We start from the raw sequence: 16701 nt of genomic DNA, 5'->3' as shown, positions 1-16701 counted from the left end.
GGCCGGACAGGGCGGCGACGGCCAGGGCCACCCCTTCGCCGCCGAGCCCCGCGCGGCGGACCACGGCGGCGAACCCGCCCCGCCCGAGCGGCGGGCGGGCGACCACGGCGGCGCCGACCTGCTGCCCGCCCTGGCGGCCCGCGTCCTCGGCACCCCCGTCACCGTCGTCACCGGCGAGGGGCGCGAGCAGCTGTTCCTGCCGCACGGCGGGGACCCGGCGGCGGTGAAGGCGGCCACCGACCCGGTGCTGTTCAGCGAGGGCGGTTTCTTCCACGCCGCCCTCACGGTCGGCAGCCCCGTGCCCGTCACCACCGCACTGCCCGCCCCCGCGAGCGGAACGACCTCCACGAGCTCCACGACCGCCACGAACGAAGGCACCACGCTCCCCAAGAGCACGGACGCCACGCCCCCCGCACGCCCCAGCCACACCACCGCACCCTGGCTCCCGCCCACCGAGAGCACGGCACCCCGCTACCGACTCGCCGCCGACGGGGTCCTCACCGCCCCCGACGGCGCCACCTACACCCAGGGCACCCCGGGCGGCCGGGGCAACGGCTTCTTCCACGCGCTCTCCCAGGCACTCGGCACCGCGGCACGGGAACTCGGCGCCACGCACCCCGCGACGCTCCGCCTGCACCGCACGGCCGGGGCGCCCGCCACCCAGCTCATGCGCCAGTACGGCCTGCCCGGCCGCGCGGCCGAACGCGACGCCCTCTTCGACCCGCCGCCCCTGACCCCCCGTACCGGCGCACCCGCCCCGAGCCGCGACGCCCTCGACGGCCACCTCCGCCGCTACCTGGCCACCGCCCCCTGGGGCCCGGGAGCGGACCGCGCGCTCGCCGAGTGGGCCGCGTCCGCGACCGGCACCACCGTCACCCTGGTCGAGGAGAACGGCACCACCCACACCTACCCCGGACCCGGCGGCGACAGCGGCCCGCACGTCCGGCTGCGCCGCCGGGGCGGCGACTTCGTCCCGCTGCTCCCGCGCACGCCCGCACCGCCCCCCGTACCCACGCCGAAGCCCCCGGCCGAGGTCCCGCCGGTGAAGGAGCACCCTGCCGGGCCCCCGACCGGCGCGGTCGAGGAGGAGGCGTTCGACCTCAACACCCTGTCGGGAGCGGACACCAGACAGGACCTGGACCTGGACCTGGACCTGGAAGCTGAATCGGACGCGGACGCCTCGGACGTGGCGATGGACCTCGACACGGACTTCGACACGGAGCCAGGTCCCGAGTCCGCTCCCGAGGACGCCGCCGTACGTACCGGCCCCGAGCAGCCGTTCGCGGCGCGGCTGGCCACCCTCCTCGACGACCCCGAGGCGGACTTCGACGCCCTGCTCGACGTGGTGCGCCGCCGGAACCAGCAGCTGGGCGGCCTGCCGGACGTGGCGTTCGACAGCGCCTTCACCGACCACGCGGGCATCGGCCTCCCCGAAGCGCTGGACCAGGCGGAGCAGGACGGCAGGCTCGACGCGCAGCAGTACGAGGAACTGCGCGACGCCCTCGGCCTCGGCACCGACGCCCCCTTCCGGCAGACGCGCCCCACGGGCACCAGCGCACGGGACCGCGCCGTGACGCTGCGCATGCTCGACCGCGTGGCCCGGCTGGTGAAGGAGGTGCTGCGCAAGGAAGACCGCGACGCCGACGCGCGGACCACGCCGCACGTCGCGGTCGCCCTGCTCCCCGACGGCTCCCTCGGCATCGCGGGGAACACCGGCGCGAAGGCGATCACCAGCCAGGAGGCCGACCTGGTGCGGCAGGAGCTCGCCTGGTTCGTCACCGGCGAGGAACCCCAAGGGGCGTCCCGGCAGCGCGCGTTGGAGCAGTGGGACCGTGACGAGGCCACGCATCGCCGGACCGAGGCGGAACTGGCCGCGCGGCAGCGTGAACTCGACGCCCGCGGACAGGAGCAGCGACGCCTCCACGACGCACTGGAGGCCCAGTACGAGACGGGGCCGTGGGACGAGGTGGACGACCAGCGGTGGAACACCCTGCTCCAGGACGAGGCGACCACGCACGAGGACCGCAAGGCGCTGGCGGACGCCCGCAGGCAGTGGCAGCGCGACGAACGATGGCTCGCCCGCAAGCGCCCGGGCATCGCGCGCGAGCGCCGCGACCGCACCAAGCTGCGCGCCCTGGTCTCCGGCTGGTACCGGCTCTACCACCCCGACTCGCCCGAACTCGACCTCGTACGAACGGCGTTGGCGGCACCGCGCATCCTCAACATCGGCGGCGAGGGACCGCACCACGCGCGCGGATCGGAGCACGGCGAGCTGACCATCCTCGGGCACTGGGTGCGGCACTGGGAGCAGAACCCGGGTGACCCGGCCGCCGTCCGCACGCTGCCGCTGGGCGGCTTCAAGATGGCGTGCGCCTCCTGTGACCTGGCGTACCGGGCCGTGAACGAACACGTCGGCCCGACCCTGGGCCACCGGGTCGAGGCCTCCGGCACCCACGGCATCTTCTTCCCCGGCTGGCGCATGCCGGACTGGATGCGCGAGCGGCCGGCCCTGCTGGCGTACATACGGGACAACGCCGACGACATCGGCGCGTACCTGGACCACGACGGGGTGCTCCAGGGCGAGCCGAACCGCAACGGCAACGCGCAGATGCCCCCCGACTCGGCCTCCGAGTACGCCTCGGACGATGCGTCCGACGACGGGGCACGGGCCATGGACACCGACCAGGGCTCGCCGCGGCCGGAGTCGTCGGAGGTGGGCCCGAGGCTGCCGCGGCCGGGAGTGCCCACGGAGAGCCGGCCGTCCGAGGTGGGTCCGCGGGGCGCCCGGAATGCGCGACCCCGGTTCGTGGTGCGGTCGGCCTTCGACGCGCGCCGGAGGCCGGACTCCGACGGCCCGGTGACGGAGTTGACGGTACGGGTGGCGCTGCGCGGCAGCGACGCCGAGGCGGCGCGGGTGCGCGAGAACCTGCGGGCGGGCGTGCGCCGTTACCTCAACGACCCGGCCAACCACCTCCCGAACGGCGACCGCCTGACGGTGTCGGTGGAGTTCGTGGACGCGACGGGCGACCCGCACCTGAGCGTGGACCTGGTGGGCCGCGAGCGGGTGATGGACCAGGTGACGTGGTGGGCGGACGCGGACCCGCTGGACCTGGCGCACGAGCTGTCGCACCAGCTGGGCCTGCGCGACGAGTACCGCTCCCCGGACGCCCCCCACCGCCCGGACGTCCCCGGCAGCCTGCTCGGCGACCCGTCGCGGCCCCCGGAGCACCCCTCGCTCGCGGCGGGCGGACTGCGCGACCGCCACCTGGCCCTGCTGGGCGCGCTGATCGGCGACGACGTGGGTACGGAGCCGGTGACGCGGCGGTCGGTGTGGGTCGACCCGGTGTCGCTGCCGCGCCGCGCCGAGGACACGACCCCGGGCGCCGAGGTCCCCGCGCGGGCACCCCAGGACCCTGCGGCGCCCGCGCCCCCGGAGCCCGAGTTCGTGCCCTTCACCTCGGGCAACTTCGAGTTCACGAACCTCAAGCACACGAACGAGGCGTACCGCGACAAGGCGGTCCGCATCGTCGAGGTGCTGCGCCGCCACGACACGATCCGGGACTACCTCGGCGGTCGCCCGTGCCGCATCACGCTGATGATGCGGACGATGGAGACGCCCGCGAACGTACGGGACCTCGGTGACGCCGGGGTGGAGATCGAGCTGGCGAGCCACTACTTCGAGAACTACGGCATCGGCCACGTGATGGGCATGCTGGCGCACGAGATCGGCCTCCACCCGCTGGCCTCGCGGAACACGGGCATCCCCGACGAGGAGGCGATGTTCGCCGGGTTCCCGCTGCCGGTGCCCGGCCTCGAAGGGCTGAAGAACCCGCGCAGCATGAACACGGAGGGCTCGGGCCAGGCCGACCACATCATGGCGGCGTTCCCGAGCAGCACGCGCCATCGGACCTACCGGGACATCGTCGTCGGCATGGCGCGGATCTTCGAGGAGGACGCCGCCGCCGGCGAGGCCCGGCCCTCCGACGTCACCGACCTCTTCGACTGCTACCTGATGGACCTGGCGTCGATCGCGGTGACGAACGACCACCGCGCGAGGGCCGCGACCGAACCCGGTTACACGGCACGGTCGTTCAACGCGTACAAGGACCTGCTGGCCGCGGTCCTCGAAGACCAGGCGTCGTTGCTCGCGCTGCTGCCGGGCAAGAAGACGCTGTTCGGCGTGGTCAACGACTTCGGCCGGATGGGCACCAGCGTGGCGCTGTACAACCGGGGGGACAGTATCCAGCGGCCTGGCTGACACGTCGGAGATCACCCGGCATGGCGGTGCTGGCCCGACATCGGGTGCGCTGGGTAACGTAACGCTCACTATGGGTCAGGGTGGTGTTGCGTTCAGTGAGAGTCCGGTCCACCCTGTCTTCCCTTTCCAGGTAGTGGAGTTGCGATGCTGGTAGGACGTACGGGGAAGCGCGGGGACCGGTCGGCGGTCCGCCGACTGGGGCGCAAGGCCGCTCAGGCGGGAGTGGGGTTGATGCTTTCGGGGAGCGTGCTGACGATGGCGCCCCCAGCACAGGCCGAGCCGCCCGAGCAGCACTCGAACGCCCGGGCCACCTACTACGCCGTCGGCGTCGGCGTCGGCGCCTGCGGGGATGCGAACGACGACGCCGACTTCGTCGTCGCCTTGAGCCCGGAGCAGTTCGGCAGCTACCCCGACGTGAAGTGCGGCAAGTACGTCTCCATCTCCTTCAGGGGCAAGACCCACTTGGCCAAGGTCGTGGACGAGCAGCCAGGCCTCCCCGACGACGGGCTTGACATGAGCACGGGCCTCTTCTCGTACTTCGCCTCCCTCGACGAGGGGACCATCTACGTGGACTGGCACTTCGTCAGCTGACTGTCACTCAGCACGGCCTGCCGTGGCGCGTACTCCACCAAGGAGCACCACAAGGCCACCCACGACGCCGACACGGACGGCTCCGTGCTCAGGGCTCCCAGGGAGGCGTCGGGGTCCCGTCCGGGTCCAGGCCGTGCGGCCAGTTCCTCTGGGGAGGGAACTGCACCCCGTAGGTGAGGGACAACGTGTCGCCGGCGTCTGCGGCTGCCCGGAGGAGTGGTTCGATGTCCTGCGGGTTGCCGGATTCCTCCCGTAAGTGGGCCAGGTCGGCCAGGGCACCGGGCTGACCGGCGTCGACGGCGGCCCAGGCGAGTGCCTCCGCGCTCTTGGGGTGCCCGGCTTCCTGCCGCATGCGTGCCAGGTCGGCCAGGGCACTGGGGTGACCGGCGTCGGTGGCCCATCGAGCCAGCTTCTCCGCGCTCTCCAGATCTCCGGCTTCCTCCCGCATCACCGCGAAGTAGCCCAGGACCTCGGCATCCCCGTCGGCCTGCCGCGCGAGTGCCTCGTCGTCCTGCCGCTCACCGGCCCGCTCCCGCAGCAGCGCGATCTCGGCCACGGCCATGCGATCGCCGGCGGCGGCCGCCTCTGCGATGAAGTCCGCGGCGCCTCGCGGGTCCCCCGCCTCGTCCCGCATGCGCGCGGCGTGGCGCAGCCCGATCGTGCGACCACGGCGGGCCGCTTGCCGGGCGAGGTCCGCGGCGCCCGACGGGTCCCCGGCCTCCTCGCGCTCCCGCATCAGGCGTACGAGGGCCTGCGTGCTGCCGCGGTCGGCGGCCTGCTGGAGAAGGGCCCTGGCACCCGGGAGGTCTCCGGCGTCCCCTCGCCTGTCCGCCAGCTCGATCAAGAAGGAGGGGCTGCCCGCGTCGGCCGCTTGTTGCGCGAGTGCCGTGGCGCCCGAGGCGTCCCCGGCGTCCTCGCGCTCCCGCATCAGGCGGAGCAGGGCTTCGATGCTGCCGGTGGTGGCCGCCCGCTGCACGAACTCCGCGGCGCCCGGCCGGTCCCCGGCTTCTTCCCTCAGCCGGGCCAGATCGATGAGGACGTCGGCTCCGCTGACGTCGGCCAACTGCTGGAACAGGGCCTCGGCCGCCTCCACGTCCCCGGCCCTGCGCCGCGCACGGGCAAGGGTGCGCAGGGCATGGGAGATGCCCGCGCCCGCCGCCCGCCGCGCGAAGTCCTCGGCGCCCCGTCGGTCCCCGGCGTCCTCCCTCACCATGGCCAGGCGGCTCAGGCCGAGGCCGTCCCCGGCCTCGGCAGCTCGTATCCACAGGTGGTGGGCCCACTGCATGCGGTGCCTGTCCTCCGCCGCCCGGGCAAGGGCGTTCAGGTCGTCGGGAGCGGTGAGATGAGCGTGGGCGGCGTGCCAGAAGGAAGCGGGCGGGCAGCCTCTGCGACGGGTTTGGCGCCCGTGGTGTTCGAGGTAGTCGGCGAGCCGGACCGGCAGATCCTGAGGGCGGGTCACCTGGAGCGCAGGGGCCCCCGGGTGTTGCGGTGACGCCACGGCCGCTTGACGCAGGGGCGCCTGCTTTCCGTGGACGGGCCTGGCGAGTTCGGAGAAGGCGGCGTCGACGGCAGAGACCCACGCGGGTTCGTCGGCCAGCGCGTCGCGGTCGTACGCGTGGAGGTAGTCACGGGCCGCGTGCGTGAGAAATGCGCGCGACAGACGCAGGCCGACGCCGAGGCGGCGGGCGTCCATCGCCGCTTCGAGGAGGCCCCTGGCCACCGGACTGGCGCGCTGGTAGCGGTCGAGGAGCTGCGGCGCGCCGGCCAGGTCCTGGGTGAGCCTTCCGTCGACGCGCGCCCGGGTGAGGGCGTCCCGCAGCAGCAGGTCGCCGGCCTCGGCCAGTTCGACGGCGGCGTCCAGGGCGCGGCGGTCGAAGGCCGCAGGGACGTCCACGGTGTGCTGGGCGAGCAGTTCCCGCACTTGGGCGTGGGGGTCATCGCCCCCGGGGGTCGGCACGGCTGTGTACTGGCGGGCGTACTCGTGCCAGAGCGTGCCCAGGACGAGGACGGGCCCCCGCTCGGGGCTGGTGAGGAGATGGCGTAGGGCCGCGGCGATCCGCTCGCCCAGGGTCCGGTCGCCGAGGTAGTGCTGGGCCTCGTTGAGCCAGACCACGGTGCGCGGCCCGATGCCGCGCAGATCGGTCAGAGCGGCCTGGGCCGGGGTGGGTTCGTACGGATGCCACAGCCGCCACCCCTGTGCGGCCAGGGGCTGGACCGCGTTCCAGCAGGCCCGGGTCTTGCCGGTCGAGGAAGATCCGACCAGGACCACGATCCCACTGCGGCCGGCGGCGGCGTCACGGACCGCGGCGTCGAGGACCTCGTCGTGGGCCCGGCGGACGTACCCGGGCAGCGGTCGCCGGGCGACGGTCCCCGCGGTCGGGCCCGCTGTTCCGGTCCCCGCGGGATGGACCTCCAGGTCGTGGGGGTCCCACTGGCCGATCGGCTTCCCCGGCCCCCGCCCGGTGCTCATGGCCCTGACAGCCCTGCGGCGCAGTGCCAGGAGAGGCGCGCGGGACAGGCCGAGCGGGCCCGCCAGGGCCGCCACGGTGTGCTCCGAAGGCAGTGGCCCTTCGGGGTCGAACGCGGTGTAGAGCGTCGCGCGCGCCACGTTGGCCAGGTCCGCCAGCTGTTTCTTGCCCGACAACGCGGAGGCGGCCAGGGCGTCGGCCAGCCGCTCGGCCAGCATCCGCCGCAGCGTCACGTAGTCCTCGTGGTCGGGGACCTCGGCGTGCTCGCTGTGCTGTGCGGTCCCAGGCATCGCTCCTCCGGTCCCCTCGTGTGTCCGGCCGCGTCCATTCTCGGTCCAGCCGGACATCGCCGGACACCGTTTGCCTGACCCTCGGACACGTCAACACCCCACCTCCCCAGGGAGCTTGCCGTGACCCTCGCCCTCGTGCTCCAGGGCACCGCCCTCGTGATCGTCATCGCGCTGCTGGCAGCGGCCGGCGCGGGCAAGCTCGCCCGCCTGGACGGCGCCACCTACCCCACGGCCCTCGCCCGGGCCGCCGTGGCCTTCACCACGGTCATCACCCTCGCCGTCGCCATCACCACGGCCCTGGCGTCGCTTCCCGCGTGAACGACGAAGGGCTTGGGAGCCGGCCGCGTCACGGGCGGGCCAGCGCGTCCCGCAGGGCGCTCATGAGTTCCTGGCGTGCTTCGCGAAAGGCCCGCCGGGCTTGTGCGCACTGCTCGTCCTCCCGCAGGTGCCCGGCGATCACCGCGTCCCGGTAGGCGAGTAGGTGCTGGGCGGCCTCGTTCGCGAGGCGCGCGACGCGGGGTTCGGCGATGAGTTCCAGTTGGTACTGCTGCGCGTGCACCCCGTGGTCGAGAAATCCGGCCCTGGCCAGGTCGGCGCGCTCCGCCGTCGGTAAATGTGCTGCACGGCTGGCGTCGCTGATGGCATCACGGGCCTCGGTCAGCGCGTTGAGGAAGTCCGCGGCGGTCGAGCGGAAGACCTCCCGGTCCCGCTCACCCGTGTCCCTTTCCCACCGGGCCCTGTCCACCGCGAGCGTGCTCCCCACCCCGATGGCCGCGCCCAACACCGTTGCTACCAAAGCAGTCCACTCCATGGCGCGCGAGGTTAGGGGATCGCCCTGCCAGTCGACCAGAAGCCCGGTCCCTCGGCACCCGGCGCCGGTCCAAGGGGCGACGTAGTCGCCGCCCGGCCGGGTCTGGGCCGGCCAGGCGGGCGGGACGTCGGATCCTCGGCGGGGCGAGGGAAGCGGGCGGGGGAGGGGCGGGTCGAACCCCGGCTCAGCGACCGGGCCCCGGGTGCGACCGGCGTCGCGTGCGCCGTCGGAGCAGCACCACGCCGTACAGCAGTGCCCCACCGATCAGCGCGCTCACCAGGCGCCTGGTGAGGGAGCTGGAAGAGTTCCCGGTGGGCGCGGCGGAGCCCTGTGTCCCTCCCTTCGCGCTCTTGCCGCTGCCCGCGTCGGCGTTCGGCCCGTCCCCGCCGGCCGTCGCGTTGTCACCGCCCATCCAGATCCGGGAGCCGTTGGCGGACGCGTGCGCCGCCTGAGTGGACGTGGCGGTGTCCTGCTTCATGCCGGCCCACTGGTCGCGGAAGGCGTCGGAGGGGGCGACCTTGTGGAGGTCCAGGCGGGAGAGGTCGACGCCGCCGTAGATGAAGGTGCGGGTGTAGATGTAGTCGCCCTTGCGGGTGCGTTCGGTGTACCTGAACTCGCCCTGCTTGTAGGACCGTACGTAGGCGTCGAAGGTGTCGCGCGGCTTCCAGTTCGTGCGTGTCCGCCAACGCGTCACGTCGCCGCGGTCGATGAGGTCCCCGTAGGTGGTGGCGTGGTCGGCGCCGCGCTGGCGGTACCACTCCGCGGCGACCCGGGAGAGGTAGACCCGGCGCAGGTCGGCGTACTGCGGGGCCTGGTTCACGGCCCGCTCGATGCCCGGCAGGATCAGGCTCCGGAACGTCGCCTCGTTGCGCGCTTCCGCCGACGGGTCGCTGCTGCCCTTGCAGGAGGCGGCGCCCGTACTTCCCGCCCCCGTCAGGCGCTGGGACTCCATCTTGACCTTCAGGGGCGCGTCGAGGATGTAGAGCTGGTCGTCCTGCTCGTTGACGCGGGCCTGGCCGGGCACGATCCAGGTGCGGAAGGAAAGGCACTCCTTCCCGATGCGGTTCCAGAAGGTCTTGCCCAGGCTGGTCTTGGGGTGGATCAGGGACGCGGTGGTCTTCTTCAGCTGCAGGTCGGCCTGGAGCAGGATGCGGCAGGCACCCCGGTGACGGGCAGCGCCTGGGCGGCGGCCGCCAGATCCCTCACTGGCCGTCAAGAAGAGGACGGGCGCCCCGAAGGAACTGGGCGACCGCGGTGTCGACGAGTCCATCGAGCTGCTCCGCGCCGATCGCGCCGCTGTTGACCATGGTGGTGATGCCTTGCACGGTGGCGTAGAGGATGATTCCGGCCTGTTCGGGATTGCCTTGTTCGAGTACGCCGCGCGCTTGTCCCTCTTTGATCAGATCGATCATCTGCCCGTACGCGGCCGCAGCGGCCTGGGTGACCACGGTCGCTCCCGGATGGTGCTTGCTGGAGTTCATCAGCTCGTACAGCGCGGGGTTCTCGGTCGCGAAGCGGGCGTAGGCCTTCACGGCGTCCCGGACGCGTGTGGGGAAAGCACGCTCGACTTCGCCCGGGGCCAGTGCGGTGCCCAGGGTGGCGCCGAGGCGGACGAATCCGGTCTCCGCGAGGGAGTCGAGCAGGGCCCTTCGGTCGGCGAAGTGGCGGCGCGGCGCGGCGTGGCTGACCCCGAGCTCCCTGGCCAGATCCCGGAGCGAGAGCTGATCCGCACCGTGCTCGCGCAAGCTGCGTTCGGCTGCGTCGAGGAGCGCGGTGCGGAGGTGTCCGTGATGGTAGGGGCGTGGCTCGACGGGTTCGCGCATGAAGGCGAGCATACCGAGCAATGTTTCCATCGACAACTATGTTTTCATTGGATACATTGAAGAGAGAGGGAAAGCCCGATCCCTCCATTTACGCTCCCCTCTCTGTGATCGACCACCCCACTCAAGGGCGTACCTGCTGAAAGGTCCCTGGCATGACGCAGACGCACAAGAACGAGCTCGTGGTCGTCTCCGGGGCCTCCACGGGCATCGGAGCCGCGACGGCGCGCGAACTCGCCTCGATGGGCTACCACGTCCTCGCCGGGGTCCGCACCGACGCCGAGGCGGACGCCATCCGGGCCGCAGGCGTCGAACCGGTCACCTTGGACATCACCGCCCCCGAGCACGTCGCAGCCCTTGCCGAGCGCATCGCAGGGGACACCGAGCGGCGTCCCCTGCGTGCACTGATCAACAACGCCGGCATCGAGATCAACGCACCTGTGGAGGTGCTGCCGCTGGAGGTGTGGCGGCAGCAGTTCGAGGTCAACCTGTTCGGCCACGTCGCCGTCATCCAGAAGCTGCTGCCGTTCCTCCGGCAGAGCCGAGGCAGGATCGTCAACATCAGCTCGGTGGGCGGAGTGGCCGCCCTCCCGATCTTCGCCGCCTACGCGGGAACGAAGTTCGCACTCGAGGCGATGAGTGACTCCCTGCGCCGTGAGGTCGCAGCGCAAGGTGTCCAGGTCGTGGTGGTCCAGCCAGGCGGAGTCAGGACCGAGATGGCCGCCCGCAGTGGAGATATCTCCCTCGAGCTCGCCGGCCGGATGAACGCCGAACACCAGCGACTGTACGGTGATCTCGTCACCTCAACGGTCGCCTCGAACGCCGCTTTTCTCCAGCGCGCCCTGCCCGCGGCGAAAGCCGCGGCCAAAATCGCCAAGGTGGCCACGACAGCCCGACCGCGCGCCCGGTACACCCTCGGTGTCGATGCCGCGTTCATCGTTCCCCTTGCCCGCTTCCTTCCGACCCGCCTGATGGACAGGGTGTTCTCTGCGAGTCACCGGTCCCGGCGTAAGGCGTCCGCTCCCCTGAGCGGCATGGTCGCGGACTGAGGTGCGTCAGGTGTGGACTGAGTGGGCGTCGGTCATGCGTGCGTAGGCGATGCGTACAGCGGGGACCAGGCTGGCGGCGGCCTCCGGGTCGGCTCGTTCCCTGACCAGCCGCAGGATGTCGCCGCCGCGCCGATCCGCCGGCACGTCCTCGCCTCGCGCTGTGATCAGTGCGTGGAAGTGGGGGTGGTTCTCGCCGAAGACGAGCAGGTAGGTGGTGGGCGCCCCCGTTGCCTCCGTCACTGCGGCGACCAGGTCGCGTGCCCGACGGGCGAACGTCGCGAGTTCGGCCTCGTCGAGCCCGGTGATGCGCTCGGCATGACGACGCACCCGCAGGACGAACCATCCGGGCACGTCGTAGCCCGGGACCGTCTCGCACGACCAGAGGGCGTCACGGAAGACGACAGCGCTCTCGTCGTTCTGTTCCAGGCCGCACATGAAGCAGTCATCGGTGTCACTGGTCCTGCTCAAGAACTCTCCTCGATGAGGGGATGGGGGGCAGGGGCGGGGTTCACACCGCGCCGGTGAGCACCAGCATCGGGTCCGGCCGGGGCGTCCTGAGGGCCCAGGCGCGGTCCGTCAGTTCCTCCACGGGCGTGCCGGAGCGGCGGGCCACGAGCAGGGCCTCGGGGTCGAAGGCCGGACCGACGGCGTCCTCGCCGTACTCGTCGCCCCGCATGTACCCGGTGGCGTCCTCCGGGTCGGCGTAGTTGTCGATCTGCATCTCGACGAAGCTGCCGTCGGGGTCCTTGTAGTACATCGAGGTGGTGACGCCGTGGGCGATGCACACCGCCGGGGTGACGCCCTTGTCGCGCAGTAGTTCGTAGCGGGCGAGGAGGTCGTCGAGGTGGCCGAAGGTGTAGGCGACGTGATGGACCGCGGCCGTCGTCGGGGTCTTGCGGTCCAGGGCGACCGGCGGCGTGAGCAGGGCGACGCGGTGGTGCTCGTCGTCGTAGGTGATGAAGCACAGGCTGTCGTTCTGGAACACCACGTGCCCGTCCAGGACGGCGCAGTACCAGTCCCGCATGGCAGTGGGGTTGCTGGTCTGGAACACGACGTGGGCGAACTTCGGTGTGGCGGACATCCGGTCCTCCTCGATGGAATGCGCGGGCGGGTGCTCGCGAGAGCCGGGGGGCGGCTTGCGGGCGCTGGTCATCGGCCGGTGGGGGAGGTGTTGCGGCGGCGGACTGTCGGTCCGAGCGGGCCGGTCCGTGGTGTCAGGTCCGGGTGACGAAGCGCTGGCGCAGTTCGCCGATGCCTTCGATGGTGCTGACGAGCTCGTCGCCGGGGGCGAGCCAGCGCTGCGGATCGCGGCCCAGGCCGACGCCGGCAGGTGTCCCGGTGAAGACGACGTCGCCGGGCAGCAGCGGGAGCACCGTCGACAGTCGGGCGATCAACTCGGGCACCGAGAAGATCAGGTCGCTGGTGCGGCCTTTCTGCATCTCTTCGCCGTTCACGGTGCAGCGCAGTTCCAGGTCGTCCCGGTCCTCGAAGGCATCGGGGGTGACCAGCCACGGGCCGGTCGGGGCGAACCCCGGGAAGGATTTGCCGAGACTGAACTGGGGTGAGGGGCCTTCGAGTTGTGTGATCCGCTCGGAGAGGTCCTGCCCCACGGTCAGCCCGGCCACATGGTTCCAGGCCGTGTCGGCGGAGACGTGGTGGGCCCGGATGCCGATGACGGCGACCAGTTCGATCTCCCAGTCGGTGTGGCCGCCGGGCGGCAGGACCACGTCGGTGACGGGTCCGGTGATGCTCGTGGCGAACTTGGTGAAGACCGGCGGCATGGTGTCCGGCAGTGCGAAGCCGGACTCGGCGGCGTGGTCACGGTAGTTGAGGCCGGCGGCGATGACCTGCCGCGGTGTGGGTGCCGGCGCGCCGAGATCGACGGGGTCGAACGAACGGCCCTGGGGCAGCCGGGCCACTGCCGCCCACTCCCGGAACTCGTCCCATCGGTCGTAGACGGCCTGCGGATCCGCGGGGAAACGGCCGTTACTGGCCTGCTCGACGTCGACGGCACGGCCGTCCACGACGAGGACCAGGCGGCCGGAGAGATTGGCGATGCGCACGGGACTGCTCCTGTGTTCCTTCGATCGGATTCATCGGGTTCGCTTCTGCCGGCCGGTGGTGTGTCCAGGGGCGCGTGCGAGGCGGGCGGAGTCCGGTCGGCAGCGGCCTCGCGGCGGTCACGACGCGGATCACAGTAGGCCGCTATATATGATAACAGCAAGACGTCGTGCGGCCGAACTTCGGCCGGGGCGTTGCGAACGGGCCAGCGCTCAGGAGCCGGCGGTACGGCGGCGCAGCAGCGGGGCGATCCGGTACGGCACCAGTCGGCGCATCACGAGGGAGGTGCTGGTGCGTTCCACGCCGGGGATGCCGAGGATCTGTCCGGCCACGCGGTACAGGTCCTCGGCGCCGGTCGCGACGACGTGCACCAGCAGGTCGGTTTCGCCGCTCAGTCCGTCCACCTGCACCACTTCGGGGATCGCGGCCAGCGCCCGCGCCACGTCGCCGAGCCCGCGCTGGGCGACCTGCGTGGTGACGAACGCGGCCAGCGGGTAGCCGAGCGCGGCCGGGTCGACGCGCCGCTCGAACGAGGCCACGGCGCCCCGGCGGTCCATCGCCGTGAGACGGGCCTGCACCGTGTTGCGGCTCAGCCCACTGGCCTCGGCGAGCGCCACGGTCGTGGCCCGGGGGTGGGCGGCGAGCGCCAACAGGAGGCGGGCGTCGGTCGGGTCGATCCGTTCGGAACTGGGCACGGTGCGCACCTTCCAGAGCTGAGAGGCCGGGGGACTGGGCATTCTGCGTGACTTTCTGGCGGGTTCTTGTCTGACGTCGTGGCGTGGTGGTCTGCTCGGCCGCGGCCGCAGCACACGTCATTCGCATGCGCGGCTGAGGACGCGCCGGGCCGTGCGCCACCGCCCGCTGCGCGCCGGACGCCGGCCGGGTACACCGCTCGGCCCGCAGCCGGTGCGTCCGGCTCACCGTCGTGATACGCCCCATGAACAGTCGGTGGTACGTCTGGACGCCGGACGTGCCGAGCGCGAGGAGACCGTTTCGCCATGACCACCGCACCAGCCGCCGCCGGGCGGACCACGGACGCCGCCTTCGGCGTGCTGCACGAGATCGAGAACCGCGTGCTGTGGCTGTCGAGCGCGATCGTCCACCACGCCAACCGCGTGCGCCCCAACCCCTCGGGGCTCAAGGTCGGCGGACACCAGGCCTCCTGCGCCTCGATGGTGTCGATCATGACGGCCCTGTGGTTCCGTCACCTGCGCCCCGAGGACAGGGTCTCGGTGAAGCCGCACGCCTCGCCCGTGCTGCACGCACTCAACCACCTGCTCGGTGAGCTGGACGCCTCCCACCTGTCCACGCTCCGCTCCTTCGGGGGCCTGCAGAGCTACCCGAGCCGGTCGAAGGACCCCGACCCGGTCGACTACTCCACCGGATCGGTCGGCATCGGCGCCACGGCCACCATCTGGGGAGCGCTCGCGCGCCGGTACGCGGCCGGCGGCCTCGGTGAGAGCCCCATCGGCCGGCAGTACGCGCTGGTGGGGGACGCGGAGCTGGACGAGGGCGCGGTGTGGGAGGCGGTGGTCGACCCGCAGGTGGCCGAACTCGGCGAACTCGTCTGGATCGTGGACCTCAACCGACAGTCCCTGGACCGGGTGGTGCCCACCATCGCCGCGGGCCGTCTGCACGGCATGTTCGCCGCGGCCGGCTGGCAGGTGCTCACCCTCAAGTACGGCACCCTGCTGGAGGAACTGCTCACGCGTACCGGGGGACAGGAGCTCCGCGAGCGCATCGACACCATGCCCAACCCCGAGTACCAGCGTCTGCTGCGCTGCCCGGCGGGGGACCTGCGCGACCGCCTGCCCGGCACCGGCCCGGGGGCACAGGCGATCAGGGACCTGTTTGCGGGCGTCGACGACGCGACCCTGATGGCGGCCGTCCGCAATCTCGGAGGTCACGACCTCGCCGCTCTCGACGGCGCCCTGTCCAAGGTCGATGACGACCGGCCCACGGTGATCTTCGCGTACACGGTCAAGGGGCACGGGCTGCCCACCGAGGGCCATCCGCAGAACCATTCCTCCCTGCTGACGGAGGAACAGATGGGGGAGCTCGCCGACCGGGTCGGCACGGACCTGGCCGACCCCTGGCGGGCATTCGCCCCCGACTCGGCGGCCGCCCGCCTGTGCGCGGAGGCCGGTGCCCGGCTGCGCCGGGACGCCGTCCCCGAAGCGCGGCCGCCGGAGATTCCGGTGGACATCGGCCGGACTCCGGCGGGCGTGGCGACGACGCAGGCCGCGCTGGGCCGGGCGCTGCTCGACCTGACCCGCAGCGCTCCCGACGCCGCGCGCCGGGTGGTCACGGTCAGCCCCGACGTCAGCTCCTCCACGAACCTGGGCGGGTGGGTCAACAAGGTCGGCGTGTGGTCGCCCACCGAGCGCGTGGACTGGTTCGCCGACGACGCGGAGACCATCCTGCACTGGCGTGAGCGGCCTACCGGCCAGCACATCGAGCTGGGCATCGCGGAGACCAATCTGGTCGGACTCCTCGGCGAACTGGGCGCCACCTGGAGCCGCTGGGGCCAACCCCTTCTGCCCATCGGAGTGTTGTACGACCCCTTCGTTCAACGCGCCCTGGAACCCTGGTCGTTCGGTATCTACGCCGGAGGGCAGTCGATCCTGGTCGGCACCCCGTCCGGAGTGACCCTCGCCCCCGAGGGCGGTGCGCACCAGTCGATCACCACGCCGTCCCTCGGCATCGAACAGCCGGGCTGCACGACCTGGGAACCGGCGTTCGCCCTCGACACCGAGTGGACGCTGCTGGCCGCGCTGTCCCGGCTCGGACGGGCCGACGGCGGCTCCGCGTACCTGCGGCTCTCGACCCGGCCCGTGGACCAGGCCCTGGCGCGGGTGCCCACCGACCCGGCGGCCCGGGAACGCCGTCGCCGCCAGGTCGTCGCCGGCGCCTATCCGCTCCTGCGGCGGCCCGGAGCCCAGGTCACCATCGCCGCCATGGGCGCCCTCGTGACCGAGGCGCTGGCCGCTGCGGACCGCCTCCAGAACCTCGGCGTCCCGGCCGACGTGGTGTGCGTGACCAGTCCGGGCCTGCTCTACCGGGCGATGGACGCGCGGGCCGGGCACGGCACGGCGGTCGACTGGATCCTGGACCAGGTCTTCCCGGCGGAACGCGCCACGCCGCTGGTCACGGTCCTGGACGGCCACCCGCACACCCTCGCCTTCCTGGCCACCCTGCACCGCGTGCCGGCCCGCAGGCTGGGGGTGAGCCGATTCGGTCAGTCGGGGTCCCTGGAGGAGGTCTACCGTCATCACGGCATCGACACCGACAGCATCGTCACCGCGGCCCTCGACCTGACCCAGTGACACGCCGTCCGGGGCCGGCGCCGCACG

Annotated in this window: 12 protein-coding genes and 1 pseudogene; 5 read left to right on the top strand and 8 right to left on the bottom strand. The window is 72.3% G+C overall.

Annotation, left to right across the window (positions count from 1 at the left end):
• Both ABT160_RS43890 and ABT160_RS43885 read left to right on the top strand, forming a co-directional pair.
• A pseudogene (locus ABT160_RS43890) lies at positions 1–4258 on the top strand (hypothetical protein); the annotation flags it as partial.
• A 231-nt stretch (positions 4259–4489) separates the two neighbouring features.
• Positions 4490–4849: an RlpA-like double-psi beta-barrel domain-containing protein gene (locus ABT160_RS43885; protein WP_351655101.1), complete on the top strand. Its 360-nt coding sequence runs from the start codon at positions 4490–4492 to the stop codon at positions 4847–4849.
• Between the two features lie 88 nt (positions 4850–4937).
• On the opposite strand, the gene ABT160_RS43880 is transcribed toward ABT160_RS43885, so the two are convergent.
• Complete coding sequence (locus ABT160_RS43880) at positions 4938–7607, bottom strand: hypothetical protein (RefSeq protein ID WP_351655099.1); 2670 nt, start codon at positions 7605–7607, stop codon at positions 4938–4940.
• 120 nt (positions 7608–7727) lie between these two features.
• Here ABT160_RS43880 and ABT160_RS43875 point away from each other — a divergent pair, with 120 nt between their 5' ends.
• Entirely contained in the window at positions 7728–7925 is a 198-nt protein-coding gene (locus ABT160_RS43875) for a hypothetical protein (protein WP_351655098.1), read from the top strand.
• A 28-nt stretch (positions 7926–7953) separates the two neighbouring features.
• On the opposite strand, the gene ABT160_RS43870 is transcribed toward ABT160_RS43875, so the two are convergent.
• From ABT160_RS43870 to ABT160_RS43860, 3 genes are all read right to left on the bottom strand, one after another.
• A complete protein-coding gene (locus ABT160_RS43870; protein WP_351655095.1) occupies positions 7954–8418 on the bottom strand; it encodes a hypothetical protein in 465 nt (154 codons plus the stop codon).
• A gap of 184 nt (positions 8419–8602) precedes the next feature.
• Positions 8603–9634, bottom strand: a complete 1032-nt coding sequence (locus ABT160_RS43865) for a hypothetical protein (RefSeq protein ID WP_351655094.1) — start codon at positions 9632–9634, stop codon at positions 8603–8605.
• On the bottom strand, positions 9621–10241 hold the full coding sequence (locus tag ABT160_RS43860; RefSeq protein WP_351655092.1) for a TetR/AcrR family transcriptional regulator: 621 nt from the start codon (positions 10239–10241) through the stop codon (positions 9621–9623). Before ABT160_RS43860 ends, ABT160_RS43865 begins: the two co-directional genes overlap by 14 nt.
• Positions 10242–10393: 152 nt before the next feature.
• Here ABT160_RS43860 and ABT160_RS43855 point away from each other — a divergent pair, with 152 nt between their 5' ends.
• Positions 10394–11287 carry an SDR family NAD(P)-dependent oxidoreductase gene (locus ABT160_RS43855; protein ID WP_351655089.1) on the top strand — a complete coding sequence of 298 codons (894 nt, stop codon included), beginning with the start codon at positions 10394–10396 and terminating at the stop codon, positions 11285–11287.
• 6 nt (positions 11288–11293) lie between these two features.
• On the opposite strand, the gene ABT160_RS43850 is transcribed toward ABT160_RS43855, so the two are convergent.
• From ABT160_RS43850 to ABT160_RS43835, 4 genes are all read right to left on the bottom strand, one after another.
• Positions 11294–11755 carry an HIT family protein gene (locus ABT160_RS43850; protein ID WP_351655088.1) on the bottom strand — a complete coding sequence of 154 codons (462 nt, stop codon included), beginning with the start codon at positions 11753–11755 and terminating at the stop codon, positions 11294–11296.
• 40 nt (positions 11756–11795) lie between these two features.
• Complete coding sequence (locus tag ABT160_RS43845) at positions 11796–12368, bottom strand: VOC family protein (protein ID WP_351655085.1); 573 nt, start codon at positions 12366–12368, stop codon at positions 11796–11798.
• A 133-nt stretch (positions 12369–12501) separates the two neighbouring features.
• On the bottom strand, positions 12502–13350 hold the full coding sequence (locus ABT160_RS43840; RefSeq protein ID WP_351655083.1) for a fumarylacetoacetate hydrolase family protein: 849 nt from the start codon (positions 13348–13350) through the stop codon (positions 12502–12504).
• Between the two features lie 210 nt (positions 13351–13560).
• On the bottom strand, positions 13561–14043 hold the full coding sequence (locus tag ABT160_RS43835; RefSeq protein WP_351655081.1) for an Lrp/AsnC family transcriptional regulator: 483 nt from the start codon (positions 14041–14043) through the stop codon (positions 13561–13563).
• 303 nt (positions 14044–14346) lie between these two features.
• Between ABT160_RS43835 and ABT160_RS43830 the strand changes: the two genes are divergently transcribed.
• Positions 14347–16674 carry a thiamine pyrophosphate-binding protein gene (locus ABT160_RS43830; RefSeq protein WP_351655078.1) on the top strand — a complete coding sequence of 776 codons (2328 nt, stop codon included), beginning with the start codon at positions 14347–14349 and terminating at the stop codon, positions 16672–16674.
• The last annotated feature ends 27 nt before the right edge of the window (positions 16675–16701 follow it).

Origin of the sequence: Streptomyces sp. NPDC001941 (assembly GCF_040296945.1) — a bacterium.
In the GTDB taxonomy this organism is placed as follows: domain Bacteria; phylum Actinomycetota; class Actinomycetes; order Streptomycetales; family Streptomycetaceae; genus Streptomyces.
This window is presented reverse-complemented; position numbering and strand designations above follow the sequence as displayed.

Coding starts and splice junctions, on each gene's coding strand:
- ABT160_RS43880 (WP_351655099.1), bottom strand. CDS start 7,607: ATGCCTGGGACCGCACAGCACAGCGAGCACGCCGAGGTCCCCGACCAC.
- ABT160_RS43855 (WP_351655089.1), top strand. CDS start 10,394: ATGACGCAGACGCACAAGAACGAGCTCGTGGTCGTCTCCGGGGCCTCC.
- ABT160_RS43860 (WP_351655092.1), bottom strand. CDS start 10,241: ATGCGCGAACCCGTCGAGCCACGCCCCTACCATCACGGACACCTCCGC.
- ABT160_RS43885 (WP_351655101.1), top strand. CDS start 4,490: ATGCTTTCGGGGAGCGTGCTGACGATGGCGCCCCCAGCACAGGCCGAG.
- ABT160_RS43845 (WP_351655085.1), bottom strand. CDS start 12,368: ATGTCCGCCACACCGAAGTTCGCCCACGTCGTGTTCCAGACCAGCAAC.
- ABT160_RS43870 (WP_351655095.1), bottom strand. CDS start 8,418: ATGGAGTGGACTGCTTTGGTAGCAACGGTGTTGGGCGCGGCCATCGGG.
- ABT160_RS43830 (WP_351655078.1), top strand. CDS start 14,347: ATGACCACCGCACCAGCCGCCGCCGGGCGGACCACGGACGCCGCCTTC.